Raw genomic sequence first — 13,997 nt, 5'->3', positions numbered from 1 at the left:
AGGTCGATAACCTACATTTGTTTCATGTTGATTTTATCGCCGTCTCTCAATGATTGCGTACCTTCTTGTACAATTAGGTCGTCGCTTTTTAGACCATCGTTCAAGATATAAACATCATCTAGAGTCGTTTCAATTGTAACATTCGTCATTTTAACTACTCCATCTTTGTTCACGCGGAAAACGTATTGCTTGTCCTGAATAGAAAAAACTGCTTTCTGCGGAATTAAAATTGCATTGGTTTTTGGCTCTGAAATAATCAATTTTCCAGAAGTTCCGTGTTTGATAAATCCTTGTGGATTGTGAAATTTTGCTTTGTATTGAATAGAACCTGTCTGTCTGTCGATTTCTCCGTCAGCGGTTCTTAATTCTCCTTTTTGATCATAAACTTGTCCGTTTGGCAATACCAATTTAATGTCGCCTTGGGTGTTTAAAGTTTTGTCTTCCATCATTTGGAAATACGTGTTCTCTGGAATTGAGAAGTACGCGTAAACATCGTCTAGTTGAGAAACTGTTGTCAATAATGAACCGTTTTCTACTAAACTTCCTTCTTTGAACGGAATACGGTCAATCGTTCCGTCAAATGGCGCGCGGATTGTCGTGAAACTAATTTGTTGGTCAATTGCTTTTTTCTCTGCAACTGCGTGAGCTACTTTCGCGGAAGCGGCTTCATATTTCGCTTTAGATAATTCTAATTCTTTGTCTGCAATTACTTTTTTATTGAAAAGCGTTTGTGCTTGTTCCAACTCAACAGTTGCGATTCTTAAATCGGCTTTTGAACTTTTGTAAACAGCTTCTGCTTTTAAAAGTTGAATCTGAAGTTCAACATCGCTTATTTTGAAAAGGATTTGTCCTTTTTTTACTTTTTGACCTTCGCTAACGTATACTTTGTCTAATAAACCAGGAATACGAACGTGAATTTCTACATTATTTTTAGCATGTACATCGGCAACAAATTTGCTCGAAACTATAGTGTCTTTTACAGTAACCTTATAAACAGGAAATGTTTTAACGTTATTTGAATCTTTTTTTGATTTATCTCCGCACGAGACTAAAACGAATAAAGCCAAGGTGCATAAAAGAAATGGATTTTTATAAATGCTCATCATTAGGTTTAAATTTTTGAATAAATAGATGTTCTCCCTTGATAGTGAAATATCGGGAGTTATGAATTTGGATTTTGTTTTCGATAACAATCGAAACAGAAAATAATAATGGATTTGGATGCTTCTCTGTTAGAAAAGTACCGTTTTAGGAATGTTTTTATAGCAATAACGGCTCAATTACGTATGCAAATGAGGAATTATTCCAGAAACTGGAATATAAAAACGTCAAAAATTTAAAGCCTAGAAAAGTTGGTATAAATGTAGATGAGGATGTCTTTCGATGTGGTATATTGAAGCTATACCGTATATTAAAGTTTCTTTTGCGAGTTTGAAATTGACTAAATTGCTAAAATACGGAGCTTTGATCGTACTTTGTTCCAAAGTAGTCGCTCTGCATTTCATTTTCTTTTTGAGCTTGTAATGAACTTCTAGATTTTTAGAAGAAGAAAAGTCAGTAGAAAAAATCTGCGTATCGTCTGCCGCAACACTATCTAAGGTAATACAACTACTGATGTTATACATCGGCGTGTACGTTTCGGTGCCTCTGAAAAAGCAAAGCAGCGAAAGTAAAACGACATATATGAACTTAACCGGTTTCATTTACAGTACAGTAGATTATAAAATTTATTCCTTAGAAAAAGAGAGTTAATTATTGTTTAAAGTGCGCCAAATATAGTAATTTGAAAAGTAAGGTTTCTTAAATTTTTTCTAAAAACTGTGAAAATTAAAAATTTGATAATATTTGAAGTTGGTTTTTAAGGTTTTAATATTTATTCGGATTTGTGCTAAAAAGTTATTATTTCTGTTCTACTTTTATAGAACTAATTAAAAAACAATCAAATATGTCAAATCAATTAGAACACGTAATAGAAAAAGCGTATAATGCTTTTAACGAAAGAAATATAGATAATTGTTTATCTACAATGCAAAATAATGTACAATGGTCAAAAGCTTGGGAAGGCGGTTATATTAGCGGTCACGACGAAATCCGTGAATATTGGACAAGACAATGGACAGAAATTAATCCGAAAGTGTTGCCGGTTGGTTTTGACGAAAGAGAAAATGGAAGTTTAGAAGTAAAAGTCCACCAAAATGTGAAAGATCTTCAAGGTAATTTGATGTTTGACGGATTGGTAAAACATGTTTATACTTTTCAAGACGGCTTGATTAAAACGATGGATATCGAGTTAATTGAGAATTAAAAAGGAAATCCTAAACGACTATTTAGCCCAAACTATTTAACTTTTTTATCTTTGCGTTATAAGAATACAAGGAAACAAAACGTTGTTTCCTATAATAAAAAGAATACCACGTGAATTATTTAAAGCTTTTCGGAACAAAATTAATGCTAATTCTAACCGTAATGGGTTATGGACAAAATCTAGAAAAATCAATAAAAGAAAATATCGGAAAAAGAACGGATACTTTAGTTCATTTTAAAACCGACTCGCCTTACAATTATATGCCTGTAACGATATTTTCAGGCAAAGAAAAAGGTCCAGTTTTTACCATTATTGCAGGAATTCACGGTTACGAATATCCTCCGATTGTAGCAGTTCAGGAATTAATAAAAGAAATAGATCCAAATAAGTTAAAAGGAACTTTGATTATTGTTCCAATTGCAAATGTCGGTTCGTTTTACAAAAGAACACCATTTGTAAATCCATCCGATCATAAAAATTTGAATAATGCTTTTCCAGGTTCAGAAACAGGAACTATTACAGAACAAATTGCTAATTATATTTCAAAGCAGATTATTCCACAGTCAGATGTTTTTTTAGATATTCATGGAGGCGATGCCAACGAAGATTTACTGCCGTTTGTTTGTTATTACAACAATACATCAGAAGAAAAGAAAACAGAATTAAGCGCTAAACTTTCAGAGATTTCAGGAATCAATCATATTGTTTCTTATCCGTACACGATCACCAAAACCGAACCTGCAAAATATGCTTTCAAACAAGCTTCACAAAACGGGAAAACGGCTTTAAGTATCGAAGCAGGAAAATTAGGAAATGTGCAGACAGAATCGGTTCATTTGATTAAAAAAGCAGTTTATAATATGCTCAATTACATGGAAATGTATAGTAACGGATCTGCTCCAGAGAAAAATCCTTCAGCGGTTTATTTAAACAATCAGGAATATGTAAAAGCAGAAGTTGCTGGAATTTTTCAAAGCAATTTAAAAAGTGGCGATTACATTAAAAAAGGCGACAAAATCGGATTTGTTTCTAATGAATTTGGAAAGGTTTTAGCTGAAATTAAATCGCCAGCAACTGGAGTTATTTTGTATAAAATTGGAACGCCGCCTGTGAATAAAGGGGAGACGGTTTTTTGTATTGGCTTTTAAGCTATTTTTAGAGAAAAAATGGGAGAATTAATATTTGTTTGCTTGTTTATGATTGCAGTTGGTTCTCTTGTTTATATCAAGAAATATAAAAATAATGGAAAACCAGAAGCTGGAATAAAAAGAGAGAATCTTTTGGATTATTATAAAGATTACAGCAATTTGAAGTTATATTGGACTTCTATATCATTTATTGTTTTAGGAGTCATTTTTCTACTGACAATTTTAATATTAGAATTGGTGTTTTAATTAATCTGCTAAATCTGCGAGAGAAGAAAAATAAAAAAGGTTTATACTGAAAAGTATAAACCTTAATTTTTTATAGTTGTAAAACCAATTTCTTAGTTTGTTCCAGCAGCAGCTTTATCAACCAAAAACAATAATTCACCAGAAACTGGTTTAATCAATTGCATCGGATATAATGTAGGATTATATTCTCCAGTTGTAACTTCTTTCAAAGCGTGCGTTTTCTTTTCTCCGAAAGCCACAACGACGATTTTTTCTGCTTTATTGATTAATGGTGCAGTAAGAGTAATGCGATACATTTTTTGCGGAGCTAAATAATAAGCGTCAACCCATTTTGTTTGCTCTTCTAAAACAGCTTCGCCCGGAAAAAGAGAAGCCGTGTGTCCGTCATCTCCCATACCTAATAAAATCAGGTCAAATTTTCCTTCTTCGCCTAAAGCAGTTCTAACTGATTGCTCGTAAGATGTAGCATATTCTTCAGGAGTTACGCCGTCTTTGTACATCTCGAAGATATTCTCTTGCGGAATAGCAACGTGGCTCAATAATGTTGAATAAGACATTTTAGCATTACTCAAATCATCATTTAACGGAACCCATCTTTCGTCACCCCAAAAAATATAAACTTTGCTCCAGTCTATTTTGTTTTTGTAAGCATCAGAAGCTAATAATTTGTAAATTCCTGCAGGAGAAGACCCTCCTGTAAGAACAGCTGTAAATTTGCCTTTTGCAGCAATAGCTTTTTCTGCAGAAGCGACAAAAAGGTCTGCAGCTGTAGCATTAATTTCTTCTGTATTATTATAAATCTGTATCATTTAAAACTTCTTCTTTTGTTTGTGTATTCGGAATCCATTTGTGGCCTTGGCGCGCTAACAATTCGTCGGCTTCTTCAGGTCCCCAGCTTCCTGCTTTGTAATTTGGGAAATTCTTCGGAGCAGTTGTTTTCCAAACTTGCTGAATGGTTTCAATTGCGTCCCAAGCTTCTTCTACCTGATCCCAACGCATAAATAGAGTAGGATCTCCTAATAAGGCATCTGCAATCAATGTTTCATATGCTTCTGGCGACATTGTAGAGCAAGCAAAATAATCAAAAACCATTTCAGCAGGTCTTAAAGACATAGATAAACCTGGTTTTTTGGTCATAAATTGCAACTTAATGTCCATTGAAGGCTGGATATTGATAATCAGTCTGTTTGGTGTCATGCCTTCTTTGCCATAAGAGAATGAAGAATGTGGCACTGGTTTAAACTGAATAATGATTGAAGATTGTTTTTCTTCCATTCTTTTTCCTGAACGCAAATAGAACGGAATTCCTTGCCATCTCCAGTTGTCCAAATAGATTTTCATTGCCACATACGTTTCTGTAAGAGAATCGGGAGCAATACCTTTATCTTGACGGTAACCTGGAACAGGAACACCTTTTATTTCTCCAGCATCGTATTGACCTCTTACAATATAATGATCCACTTCTTCTGGTTTAATTCTGCGAATCGATTTTAAAACATCTGCTTTACGATTACGAATGTCATCAGCGTTTAAAGAAGCAGGCGCTTCCATAGCTGTCATACATAAAATTTGAAGCAAGTGGTTCTGAATCATATCTTTCAATGCTCCAACACCTTCGTAGAATCCGCCTCGTTCTTCAACGCCGACTTCTTCTGCAACGGTAATTTGCACGAAATCAATAAAATTACGACTCCATAAAGGCTCAAACATTGAATTTCCAAAACGGAAAGCCAAAATATTCTGAACGGTTTCTTTTCCTAAATAATGATCGATTCTGTAAATCTGCTCTTCTTTGAAAGTTTGCGAAAGCATTTCATTCAATTCAATTGCAGAAGCTTTATCGTAACCAAAAGGTTTTTCGATAATAATACGATCTTGTTTCGGATTTGCAGCCAATCCAATTTTCTTGATATTGCTCGAAATTGTCGAAATGAAAGAAGGCGTAATCGAAAGATAGAAAAGGCGATTAGCACGTTCGCCAAAAGCCAAATCAAAATTGTTAATTTTCTCGTTCAATCCGATATATGATTCTTCTTTGTCAATGTCAAGACTGTGGTAAGTAATGTGCGAAAGAAACTTTTCTGTTTCTGGGTCATTAGTTCCTTTTCTTCTTGAAAAAAGATCTAAATTCTCCGCTACATAAGCGCGAAAATCTTCATCGGTTTTTTCAGCTCTACCAAGAGCAATAATCTGAAACTTTTCAGACATACGTCCGTCAAGGTACAGATTTTGAAAAGCGGGGAAGAGCTTTCTTTTCGCTAGATCCCCAGTTCCTCCAAAAATTACTATAATTGTTGGATTCTTTAGTTTATTTTTAGTCATTGTGTGGTGTAGTTGTGTTGCTTTAATTGTTTACTCAGCCCATTGAGTATGAAAAACGCCTTCTTTATCGATACGCTCGTAAGTATGCGCTCCAAAATAATCACGTTGTGCCTGAATTAAATTGGTCGGAAGATTTGCAGAACGATAAGCATCAAAATACGCTAACGAGTTCATTAATCCTGAAACTGGTAATCCTTTTTGAACTGCAAACTGAATAACCGCTCTCATTCCTGATTGGTTGTCTACTAATTTTGAAGCGATTCCGCCATCTAAAAGCAAGTTTGGCAAATCTGTTTTTGCAACATACGCTTTTCTGAAATCTTCTAAAATGGTAGCACGAATGATACATCCGCCACGCCAAATTTTAGCAACTGTTTCTAGATTTAATCCGTAGTTGTATTCTTTAGAAGCCGTGTGAAGTTGTGCCAAACCTTGAGCGTAAGTCACAACGATAGAAAAGAACAAAGCCGATTTTAAAGAAGCAATAGCTTCACTTTGAGAAACATTTGTTTCACCAGCATTCCAAACTAAATGTTTAGCAGCTTCAATTCTTTCAGGTTTTGTTTTAGACATATCACGCATGTTAACCGCTGCGTCGATTGTCGGAACTGGAACTTGTAAATCCATAGCGTTTTGCGAAGTCCATTTCCCTGTACCTTTAGATCTTGCCCAATCCGAGATTTTGTTGATTAATTGCGTTCCGTCTTCATCTTTTTGTTTTAAGATGTTTCCAGTAATTTCAATCAAATACGATCTTAAATCGTCAGTTTGGTTCCATTCAGCAAAAGTTTTCTGAATCGTTTCATCATCCAAGTTATAACCTCTTTTCATTAAGTCATAAATCTCAGAAATCAACTGCATGATTCCGTATTCAATTCCGTTGTGTACCATTTTTACGTAGTTTCCAGCAGAACCGTTTCCTAAATATTCTACACAAGGCTCTCCGTCAACTTTTGCTGCAATTGCTTCAAAAATAGGACGAAGTCTTTCGTATGCTTTTTGATCTCCACCTGGCATCATAGCAGGACCAAAACGAGCCCCTTTTTCACCACCAGAAATTCCCATTCCAAAGAAGTGGATTCCTTTTTCAGATAATTCTAAAAATCTTCTGTCAGTATCTGTAAAATAAGTGTTTCCACCGTCGATGATGATATCTCCTTTATCTAAATGAGGAAGTAAACTAGCAATTGCGCTGTCAACTGGTTTTCCCGCAGGAACCAATAACATGATCGCTCTTGGCTGTTGAATAAGTTCTACAAAATGCTTTACATCTGTAGTCGCTTCGATTGTATGATCAGGAGCAGCTTCTTGTTGAAGAGAGTTGACTTTTTCGGTATCTAAGTCTAAACCTGCAGCCGCGAAGTTGTGGCTAGCGATATTTAAAAGTAGGTTACGGCCCATTACACCAAGTCCTACAATTCCAAAATCAAATTTGTTCATAGTTTTCAATTAACTAAATTATTAGAAAGCTGTTTTTTGCATAAAAAAGCACGAAAAAGCACTGTAATGTTTTTTAGTTCAATGTTTTGCAGAAAAACAATGGTTATTTTAATTTTTTTACATTCAAAATGCAGACCGCTAAGTTAGGCAAAAATGCTGAAAAAGGAGGTGTAAAATAGTTCACTTTTGGTCTTTATTGTGATACTTTTTATGTGTAAAAAATACGCTTATTATAATTATTTCTAACCATTTACGCTACTAAAACGTTGTAATACTGATATTGCGAATTATGAGTGTCAATAATATATTGTTCGTGAACATAAAAGGGAAAAAAATCTAAAAATGTTTATTGAAAATATAGTATTTCAGGTAATTTTGGAAATGCAATCTTTAGTTTGTTAAAATTTGAATTTTAATAAAGAGTAATGATAAAAATCGAATAATTATAGTAGAGTAATTCCCTTTTATATGCCCAGTAATACGAAGTTTATTTTTGCAACCATTTTATTGATGCTTATTTCGAGTGTCTTTTTTAAAGTAAATGCACAATCACTATTAGAAAACGAAATCTCAGTTCATACAGACAAGAAACCATTAGGCAGTGTTTTGGACTTAGTGGAAGAAAAAGGAAATTTTAGATTTGCTTATTATGGTAAACTGGCGATAAAAGATAGTGTCGTTAGCATTCATGGCGATAATACTACCATAAAAGGAGCTTTAGATCAATTATTAGGTTCTAAATACGAATACAAAGAATCGCCAGGATATATTATTGTTCGTTATGCTCCTTTAGAATTGGCTCTCGTATTAGAAAGAAACACTGTTATGAGCGACGGACAGCAAATTGTAAGCGGTTATATTGTAGATACAAAAACAAACAATCGCGTCGAAAATGTGAGTGTTTTAGAGAAAAATGCACTAGTATCTACCTTAACCAATAGAGAAGGTTATTTTGAACTTCGATTAAAAAATGCACCTCAAGCCATAGAACTTACAGCAGTTAAGGAAAATTATAAAACAGTGACGACGGTATTTCTTTCTGAAATTAAAATTCAGATGGGAGACAAAAAAAATAAAACCGATTATATTGATGGAGATTTCTCTGCAATTGAAAGATCAGGAATTGGTCGTTTCTTTATTTCTTCTAAACAAAAAATACAAGCGCTCAATTTAGGAGGATTTATTTCTAAAGTTCCCTTGCAAGCTTCTTTAATTCCGAGTATCAGTACGCGAGGAATGCTGAACACTCAAATAGTCAATAATTTTTCGCTAAATATATTAGGAGGTTATAATGCTGGAGTTCGCGGATTAGAAATGGCTGGACTTTACAACATCAATCGTATGAATGTTGATGCGCTTCAAATGGCCGGAATATTTAATACTGTCGGAGGATCTGTAAACGGAGTTCAGTTAGCCGGAATTTATAATAATGTTTTTGGTAATTTAAGAGGATTACAGGTAAGCGGAATTCATAATAGTGTAAAAGGTTCGCAAGTCGGTTTACAGATGGGCGGTATTTACAACAACGTTTATAAAGATTCAAAAGGAGTTCAAGTTGCAGGAATTGGTAATACCGTAAAAGGTTCTCAAAACGGATTGCAGTTTTCTGGAATTTACAATATAGGAAGAGACACAGTGCGTGGCGCTCAAATTACAGGACTTTTTAATTATGCCAAAGAATTAAACGGAGTCCAATTTGGATTAGTAAACATTACCGATTCGCCGTCTGGTTACAGTTTTGGTTTGTTGAACTTTAAAAAAGGCGGTTACAAGAAAATCAGTATTACAAGTAACGAAATCTCAGATATCAATCTTTCTGTAAAAACAGGAGATCATAAAATGTACACCATTTTGATGGCAGGAAGAAGCGATCGAAACGATGAAGAAAAGCTTTTTTCTTTCGGAATTGGATTAGGAAAGAACATTCCGTTAGGAAAACGTTTTACTTTTAATCCCGAATTCAGCACGCAATATCTTTATTTAGGAAATTGGGATGTCTATAATTCTTTGTCTAAATTCGATTCTTCTTTTTCTTTTCAATTATGTAAAGGCGTAGCCCTTTCTGCGGGACCTTCTTTTAATTTGTATTGGTCTGAAAAACAAGATCAAAATGGCAATGCAAACACTTCAACATTTGTTCAAGATCGTACTAAACGCTATAGAGTAATTAGCAATAATAGCAAAGATATTTTAGGATGGATAGGATGGAGTTTTGGATTGACATTGTTTTAAAACTATGTGTTAGAAACTAGTTTCTTTCTTAGTCCTCTAAAGTAAAAAAAATCTGTTTCTATGTGTTTAAAAATATTTTAAGGATAAATCATCAAAAACATAAAAGCAAACAAATTCACCAAAAGAACCACACCATAAACGATATTAGATTTGCCTTTGCTTAAAGAAAGCATTACCGTAAAAACAGATAAAGCCAATAAAACAATAGACTTAATATCAAGGCCTAAAACAATTGGCATATTCATGACAATACAAACCGCTGCCACACTCGGAATCGTTAATCCAATACTGGCAAGAGCAGAACCTAAAGCCAAATTTAAACTCGTTTGCAATCTATTTTTTCTAGCTGCAATAATCGCTGCAATCGCTTCTGGCAGTAAAATAATAATCGCGATGATAACCCCAACAAGAGATTTCGGAAGATTGTAACCAATAATAATCGTTTCAATAGTCGGCGACAGCGTTTTAGCCAATAAAACCACAATTCCTAAACTAACCAATAGAAAAATAAGACTCGTATAAAATGTTTTATTATTGATTTCTATGGGATGAATTTTAGCTTCTTCATCAGTTCCATTCGTTAGAAAATATTGGCGGTAGCCTTTAGTTTGAGCAAATAAAAACGAACCGTAAATAACCAAACAAGCAATGGAAGCAAAAATAAGTTGTGGTGTTGAATAATACGAACCGTGAACACTTTCGGTAAAAGTAGGAAAAACCAGAGTAAATACAATAATAGAAATCAGCGAAACTAAACCAATTGTTACCGAAGAAGTCGAAAAATTCTGTTCATAATGTTTGATGCTTCCAATAAGAAGACACAAACCTATAATTCCGTTCAAGATCAGCATCGTTGCTGCATAAACGGTATCTCTGGCCAAAGAGGCCGCTTCTGAACCTTCAGAAAGCATTAATGAAACAATGATAGAAACTTCAATAACAGTGATTGAAATCGCCAAAATAATCGTTCCGTAAGGTTCTCCAACACGTTCCGCAATAATTTCCGAATGATGCACAGCTGACATCACACTTAGAATGAGCAGAATACTCGCAACAATTTGAAAAATAGTACTGTTTTCTATCAGTCCGCTAAATAGAAGCGCCCAAGATAGAATCGGAATTATGATGGTCCATTGTAGTAATTGTTTCATTTTTTGTAGTTTTTAAAAATTATAGCAATAGCCGATAGGGCCAACAGAACCGGCTTTAGTTTGTAATATACGGTTTTTATAGCTAAAAATCTTCTGAAAACTACATTTTTAAGGACTTTTTAAGGTTTGAATAGTCGCTTTTTTTATGAATTTCTAATGATTTCTTTTCGATGCGATTTTCCCCATCTGATCATTTCTTCAATCACAGGAGCAAAAGACTTGCAATACGGTGTCGATTCATATTTGACCTGAATTTCGGCATCGCGATCTTCGGTTCTTTTGATGAGCATGTTGATTTCCATTTCTTTGAGTTCTCTCGAAAGCATGCGAGTTGTGATTCCAGGAATACTGCGTTCTATTTCCCTAAAGCGATGATTTCCGTTACAAATAGAATTGATAATCGGCAAACGCCATTTTCCTCCCAAAACATGTAAGGTGTCCTGAAGTGCTTGTACTTCTTCTTTCTGGTTTCTTTCCATTGTATTTAATTTTTTTTCCGCCACGACTCGACCGAAGGAACAGACGAAGTAATTCACGAATTATTTTTTTAATCAGAGCTTTTCCGCCCCGAATTGACTAGTCGCGAATTACACTGATTAAATATAAATCAACCAGTATAATTCGTGTAATTAGCCAATATTTTCCGCATAGATTATGAAAAATAAATTCGTGATTTCGTGGCTAATAATTTTTCCCATCGCAACGGATAGAATTTAGTTTGGTATACTCCGTGATACTGGTTACAAAGTTATACCAATTTGGAATTAAATTTGCTAAATAATTTTTAAATAATTGAAAAAATGGAAAATCTAAAAAATAAAACAGCCGTTATAACAGGCGGAAATAGCGGAATCGGATATGCAACAGCGAAACAGCTAAAAGAGCAAGGCGCCAATGTGATTATTACAGGAAGAAGAAAAGAAGCGATAGAAAAAGCAGCTTTAGAATTGGGCGTTACGGCAATCACAGCAGATCAATCGAGTGTTTCAGATATCGAAAAACTAGCAGCTCAAGTAAAAGCCGATTTCGGTTCGGTTGATATTTTGTTTATCAATGCAGGAATTGCAGGTTTGGGAACAATTGAACAAACTACAGAAGAGCTATTTGATAGTATTATGAATGTGAATTTGAAAGGTGCTTTTTTCACTTTAAGCAAATTTACACCGATTTTGAAAAATGGTGCTTCGGTAGTATTTCTTTCTTCTAATACAGCGAGTATGCCAGGTCCAGGATCTTCGGTTTATTCGGCAAGTAAAACGGCTTTGAATTCCATAATGAAATCGGCAGCATTAGAATTAGCGCCAAGAAAAATCAGAGTGAATTCGGTGAGTCCGGGCCCAACTGAAACTGAGGTTATGAAAAAAGTAGGTTTAGACGAAACTACCGTAAAAGGCATTATGGATGTCGTCGTAGAAAAAGTGCCGCTAAAACAAATGGGAAGGGCAGAAGATGTTGCTAAAATGGTGTCGTATCTAAGTAGTGATGCTGCAGTATTTATGACTGGATCTGATGTTATTATGGATGGAGGAATGGTTTTAGCTTAAGATTCTGAGTTGCTAAGGTGCTAAGGGACTAAGTTTTTTTCCTAGTGCTGAAAAAAAACTTAATAAAAACAAAAGCGATCTGATTAGGATCGCTTTTTTGATTTCAAATAAGTTTATTTTGAAAAAACATCATTTAAGAATGATAAACACAATATGCTCCAAAAACTACTCCATCTGCATTTACTTCATTCTGTCACGCTGTTCATAAATATGTACGATAAGTTGGATGCTTTGGATTTTATTTTTTATGAAAAAGATGATAATTATTTTGATTCTAAATAATTTAGGTTGGCGAGCACTCTGTAAAAGTTTCAAACTTTGACAAAGTTTTCCCAAAAAACTAAAAATTAAAAAGAGCAACTCAGTACCTTAGCATCTCAGTATCTTAGAAACTATAAAAATGACTATTCAGCAGTTAAAATATATTGTTGCCTTAGACGAAGAACGCCATTTTGCAAGAGCTGCCGAAGTTTGTATGGTAACGCAGCCCGGATTGACTATTCAGTTAAAAAATCTGGAAGAAGAAATCGGAATTAAGATTTTTGATCGAAATAAAGTGCCTTTGACGCCAACCGTTTTAGGAATCGAAATTATCAATAAAGCCAAAAAGATACTTCGTGAAGTCGACGAAATTCGTGATTTTGTAATCAACGAAAAAAATCTGCTAGAAGGGGAGTTGAAGCTTGGAATTATTTCCACTTTATCGCCTTATCTGATTCCGTTATTTATTCAGGCCATGAAAGAAGCGGCGCCAAAAGTGCATTTTATTATTAAAGAAGGTTACACCGGACATTTAATGAAGGATTTAGAAACGGGTGCAATTGACGTTGCCATTATGGCGACACCAACCGGAAACCCGAATTTAATTGAACATGTTGTTTTTAAAGAACCATTTGTAGCCTATTTAAATCAGGGGCATCCTATGGCGAATGATGAATTTTACGAAATGCAGCCTGGCGACAAAACCGAATTATTATTGTTGCATCATGAATATTGCTACAACGCACAATTGCTAGACATTTGCGGACTCAAAACATCCGATAAAATAAAAGAACAATTTACTTACGATATCAATTCAATTGAAACCTTAAAAAATTTAGTTCGCGCCCATTTAGGATTTGCGATTATTCCGAAACTTTCGACCATAAACGAATCAGGCGGACTTTTTAAGCCTTTTAAAGAACCTGTTCCCGTAAGAGAAATAAGCCTAGTAGTTTCCGATTCTTTCTCCAAGAAATTATTGCTCGAAAAAATGAACGAAGCCATCTGGAACTGCCTTCCCGAATCACTCAAAAAAGATTTCACCTATAAAAAAATCCGCTGGAACGATTCGCCTTATTTTATAAAAGCTATTAGTAAGCTTTCTTAAAATTCCAATACGGAATAAATCTCAATATTAAAATTCCAAATTCCAATTACTGTATAGCTTGGAATTTGGAATTTTTTGTTTGAAATATTTCCCCACAGTTTGTCATTTCGAGGGACGAGAAATCTCCGCAAGTAACTCCGCACAGTTTATTATGCAAGTAGCTCCGTATAGAATGTCGCCAATCTTTGTAGAGCTACTCGCGAAGATTTCTCCTTCGTCGAAATGACAATATTGGGGGAA

13 protein-coding genes are annotated in these 13,997 nt (G+C 34.6%); 6 read left to right on the top strand and 7 right to left on the bottom strand.

From position 1 onward, the window contains the following. Nucleotides 1–11 precede the first annotated feature (11 nt). Nucleotides 12–1,106 carry an efflux RND transporter periplasmic adaptor subunit gene (locus tag ACE01P_RS17580; RefSeq protein WP_379700190.1) on the bottom strand — a complete coding sequence of 365 codons (1,095 nt, stop codon included), beginning with the start codon at nt 1,104–1,106 and terminating at the stop codon, nt 12–14. A 237-nt stretch (nt 1,107–1,343) separates the two neighbouring features. Continuing rightward, nucleotides 1,344–1,703, bottom strand: a complete 360-nt coding sequence (locus ACE01P_RS17575) for a hypothetical protein (RefSeq protein ID WP_379700189.1) — start codon at nt 1,701–1,703, stop codon at nt 1,344–1,346. A 242-nt stretch (nt 1,704–1,945) separates the two neighbouring features. On the opposite strand from ACE01P_RS17575, the gene ACE01P_RS17570 reads away from it, so the two are divergent. From ACE01P_RS17570 to ACE01P_RS17560, 3 genes are all read left to right on the top strand, one after another. Then, nucleotides 1,946–2,305 carry a nuclear transport factor 2 family protein gene (locus ACE01P_RS17570; RefSeq protein WP_379700188.1) on the top strand — a complete coding sequence of 120 codons (360 nt, stop codon included), beginning with the start codon at nt 1,946–1,948 and terminating at the stop codon, nt 2,303–2,305. Nucleotides 2,306–2,415: 110 nt separating this feature from the next. Continuing rightward, the gene (locus ACE01P_RS17565) at nt 2,416–3,453 is read left to right on the top strand and encodes a succinylglutamate desuccinylase/aspartoacylase family protein (RefSeq protein ID WP_379700187.1); all 1,038 of its coding nucleotides are present in this window, start codon (nt 2,416–2,418) and stop codon (nt 3,451–3,453) included. A gap of 18 nt (nt 3,454–3,471) precedes the next feature. Continuing rightward, a complete protein-coding gene (locus tag ACE01P_RS17560) occupies nt 3,472–3,699 on the top strand; it encodes a hypothetical protein (RefSeq protein WP_379700186.1) in 228 nt (75 codons plus the stop codon). 92 nt (nt 3,700–3,791) lie between these two features. Here the strand turns inward: ACE01P_RS17560 and pgl are convergent, their stop codons facing one another. The 3 genes from pgl to gndA are packed head-to-tail and all read right to left on the bottom strand — an operon-like array spanning nt 3,792 to nt 7,461. After that, nucleotides 3,792–4,508, bottom strand: a complete 717-nt coding sequence (pgl, locus tag ACE01P_RS17555; RefSeq protein WP_379700185.1) for a 6-phosphogluconolactonase — start codon at nt 4,506–4,508, stop codon at nt 3,792–3,794. Next, nucleotides 4,492–6,021, bottom strand: coding sequence for a glucose-6-phosphate dehydrogenase (gene zwf / locus ACE01P_RS17550; RefSeq protein WP_379700184.1), 1,530 nt, complete (start codon nt 6,019–6,021; stop codon nt 4,492–4,494). Before zwf ends, pgl begins: the two co-directional genes overlap by 17 nt. Before the next feature lie 30 nt (nt 6,022–6,051). Continuing rightward, nucleotides 6,052–7,461 carry an NADP-dependent phosphogluconate dehydrogenase gene (gene gndA / locus ACE01P_RS17545; RefSeq protein ID WP_379700183.1) on the bottom strand — a complete coding sequence of 470 codons (1,410 nt, stop codon included), beginning with the start codon at nt 7,459–7,461 and terminating at the stop codon, nt 6,052–6,054. A gap of 468 nt (nt 7,462–7,929) precedes the next feature. Here gndA and ACE01P_RS17540 point away from each other — a divergent pair, with 468 nt between their 5' ends. Continuing rightward, the gene (locus ACE01P_RS17540) at nt 7,930–9,693 is read left to right on the top strand and encodes a hypothetical protein (RefSeq protein ID WP_379700182.1); all 1,764 of its coding nucleotides are present in this window, start codon (nt 7,930–7,932) and stop codon (nt 9,691–9,693) included. Nucleotides 9,694–9,770: 77 nt separating this feature from the next. Here ACE01P_RS17540 and ACE01P_RS17535 read toward each other — a convergent pair whose 3' ends face one another. Continuing rightward, complete coding sequence (locus ACE01P_RS17535) at nt 9,771–10,844, bottom strand: calcium:proton antiporter (RefSeq protein ID WP_379700181.1); 1,074 nt, start codon at nt 10,842–10,844, stop codon at nt 9,771–9,773. Between the two features lie 143 nt (nt 10,845–10,987). Beyond that, a complete protein-coding gene (locus ACE01P_RS17530) occupies nt 10,988–11,323 on the bottom strand; it encodes a winged helix-turn-helix transcriptional regulator (RefSeq protein ID WP_379700180.1) in 336 nt (111 codons plus the stop codon). 321 nt (nt 11,324–11,644) lie between these two features. Between ACE01P_RS17530 and ACE01P_RS17525 the strand changes: the two genes are divergently transcribed. Together ACE01P_RS17525 and ACE01P_RS17520 are read left to right on the top strand one after the other, a co-directional pair. After that, nucleotides 11,645–12,388, top strand: coding sequence for an SDR family oxidoreductase (locus ACE01P_RS17525; RefSeq protein WP_379700179.1), 744 nt, complete (start codon nt 11,645–11,647; stop codon nt 12,386–12,388). A gap of 400 nt (nt 12,389–12,788) precedes the next feature. Beyond that, entirely contained in the window at nt 12,789–13,757 is a 969-nt protein-coding gene (locus ACE01P_RS17520) for a LysR substrate-binding domain-containing protein (protein WP_379700178.1), read from the top strand. Nucleotides 13,758–13,997: the final 240 nt, after the last annotated feature.

Origin of the sequence: Flavobacterium sp. HJSW_4 (assembly GCF_042436695.1) — a bacterium.
Lineage (GTDB): Bacteria > Bacteroidota > Bacteroidia > Flavobacteriales > Flavobacteriaceae > Flavobacterium.
This window is presented reverse-complemented; position numbering and strand designations above follow the sequence as displayed.

What these genes read in the sequence shown, in the direction of transcription:
- ACE01P_RS17580 (WP_379700190.1), bottom strand. Translation starts at nt 1,106, where the DNA reads ATGATGAGCATTTATAAAAATCCATTTCTTTTATGCACCTTGGCTTTA.
- ACE01P_RS17575 (WP_379700189.1), bottom strand. Translation starts at nt 1,703, where the DNA reads ATGAAACCGGTTAAGTTCATATATGTCGTTTTACTTTCGCTGCTTTGC.
- ACE01P_RS17570 (WP_379700188.1), top strand. Translation starts at nt 1,946, where the DNA reads ATGTCAAATCAATTAGAACACGTAATAGAAAAAGCGTATAATGCTTTT.
- ACE01P_RS17560 (WP_379700186.1), top strand. Translation starts at nt 3,472, where the DNA reads ATGGGAGAATTAATATTTGTTTGCTTGTTTATGATTGCAGTTGGTTCT.
- pgl (WP_379700185.1), bottom strand. Translation starts at nt 4,508, where the DNA reads ATGATACAGATTTATAATAATACAGAAGAAATTAATGCTACAGCTGCA.
- zwf (WP_379700184.1), bottom strand. Translation starts at nt 6,021, where the DNA reads ATGACTAAAAATAAACTAAAGAATCCAACAATTATAGTAATTTTTGGA.
- gndA (WP_379700183.1), bottom strand. Translation starts at nt 7,461, where the DNA reads ATGAACAAATTTGATTTTGGAATTGTAGGACTTGGTGTAATGGGCCGT.
- ACE01P_RS17540 (WP_379700182.1), top strand. Translation starts at nt 7,930, where the DNA reads ATGCCCAGTAATACGAAGTTTATTTTTGCAACCATTTTATTGATGCTT.
- ACE01P_RS17535 (WP_379700181.1), bottom strand. Translation starts at nt 10,844, where the DNA reads ATGAAACAATTACTACAATGGACCATCATAATTCCGATTCTATCTTGG.
- ACE01P_RS17530 (WP_379700180.1), bottom strand. Translation starts at nt 11,323, where the DNA reads ATGGAAAGAAACCAGAAAGAAGAAGTACAAGCACTTCAGGACACCTTA.
- ACE01P_RS17525 (WP_379700179.1), top strand. Translation starts at nt 11,645, where the DNA reads ATGGAAAATCTAAAAAATAAAACAGCCGTTATAACAGGCGGAAATAGC.
- ACE01P_RS17520 (WP_379700178.1), top strand. Translation starts at nt 12,789, where the DNA reads ATGACTATTCAGCAGTTAAAATATATTGTTGCCTTAGACGAAGAACGC.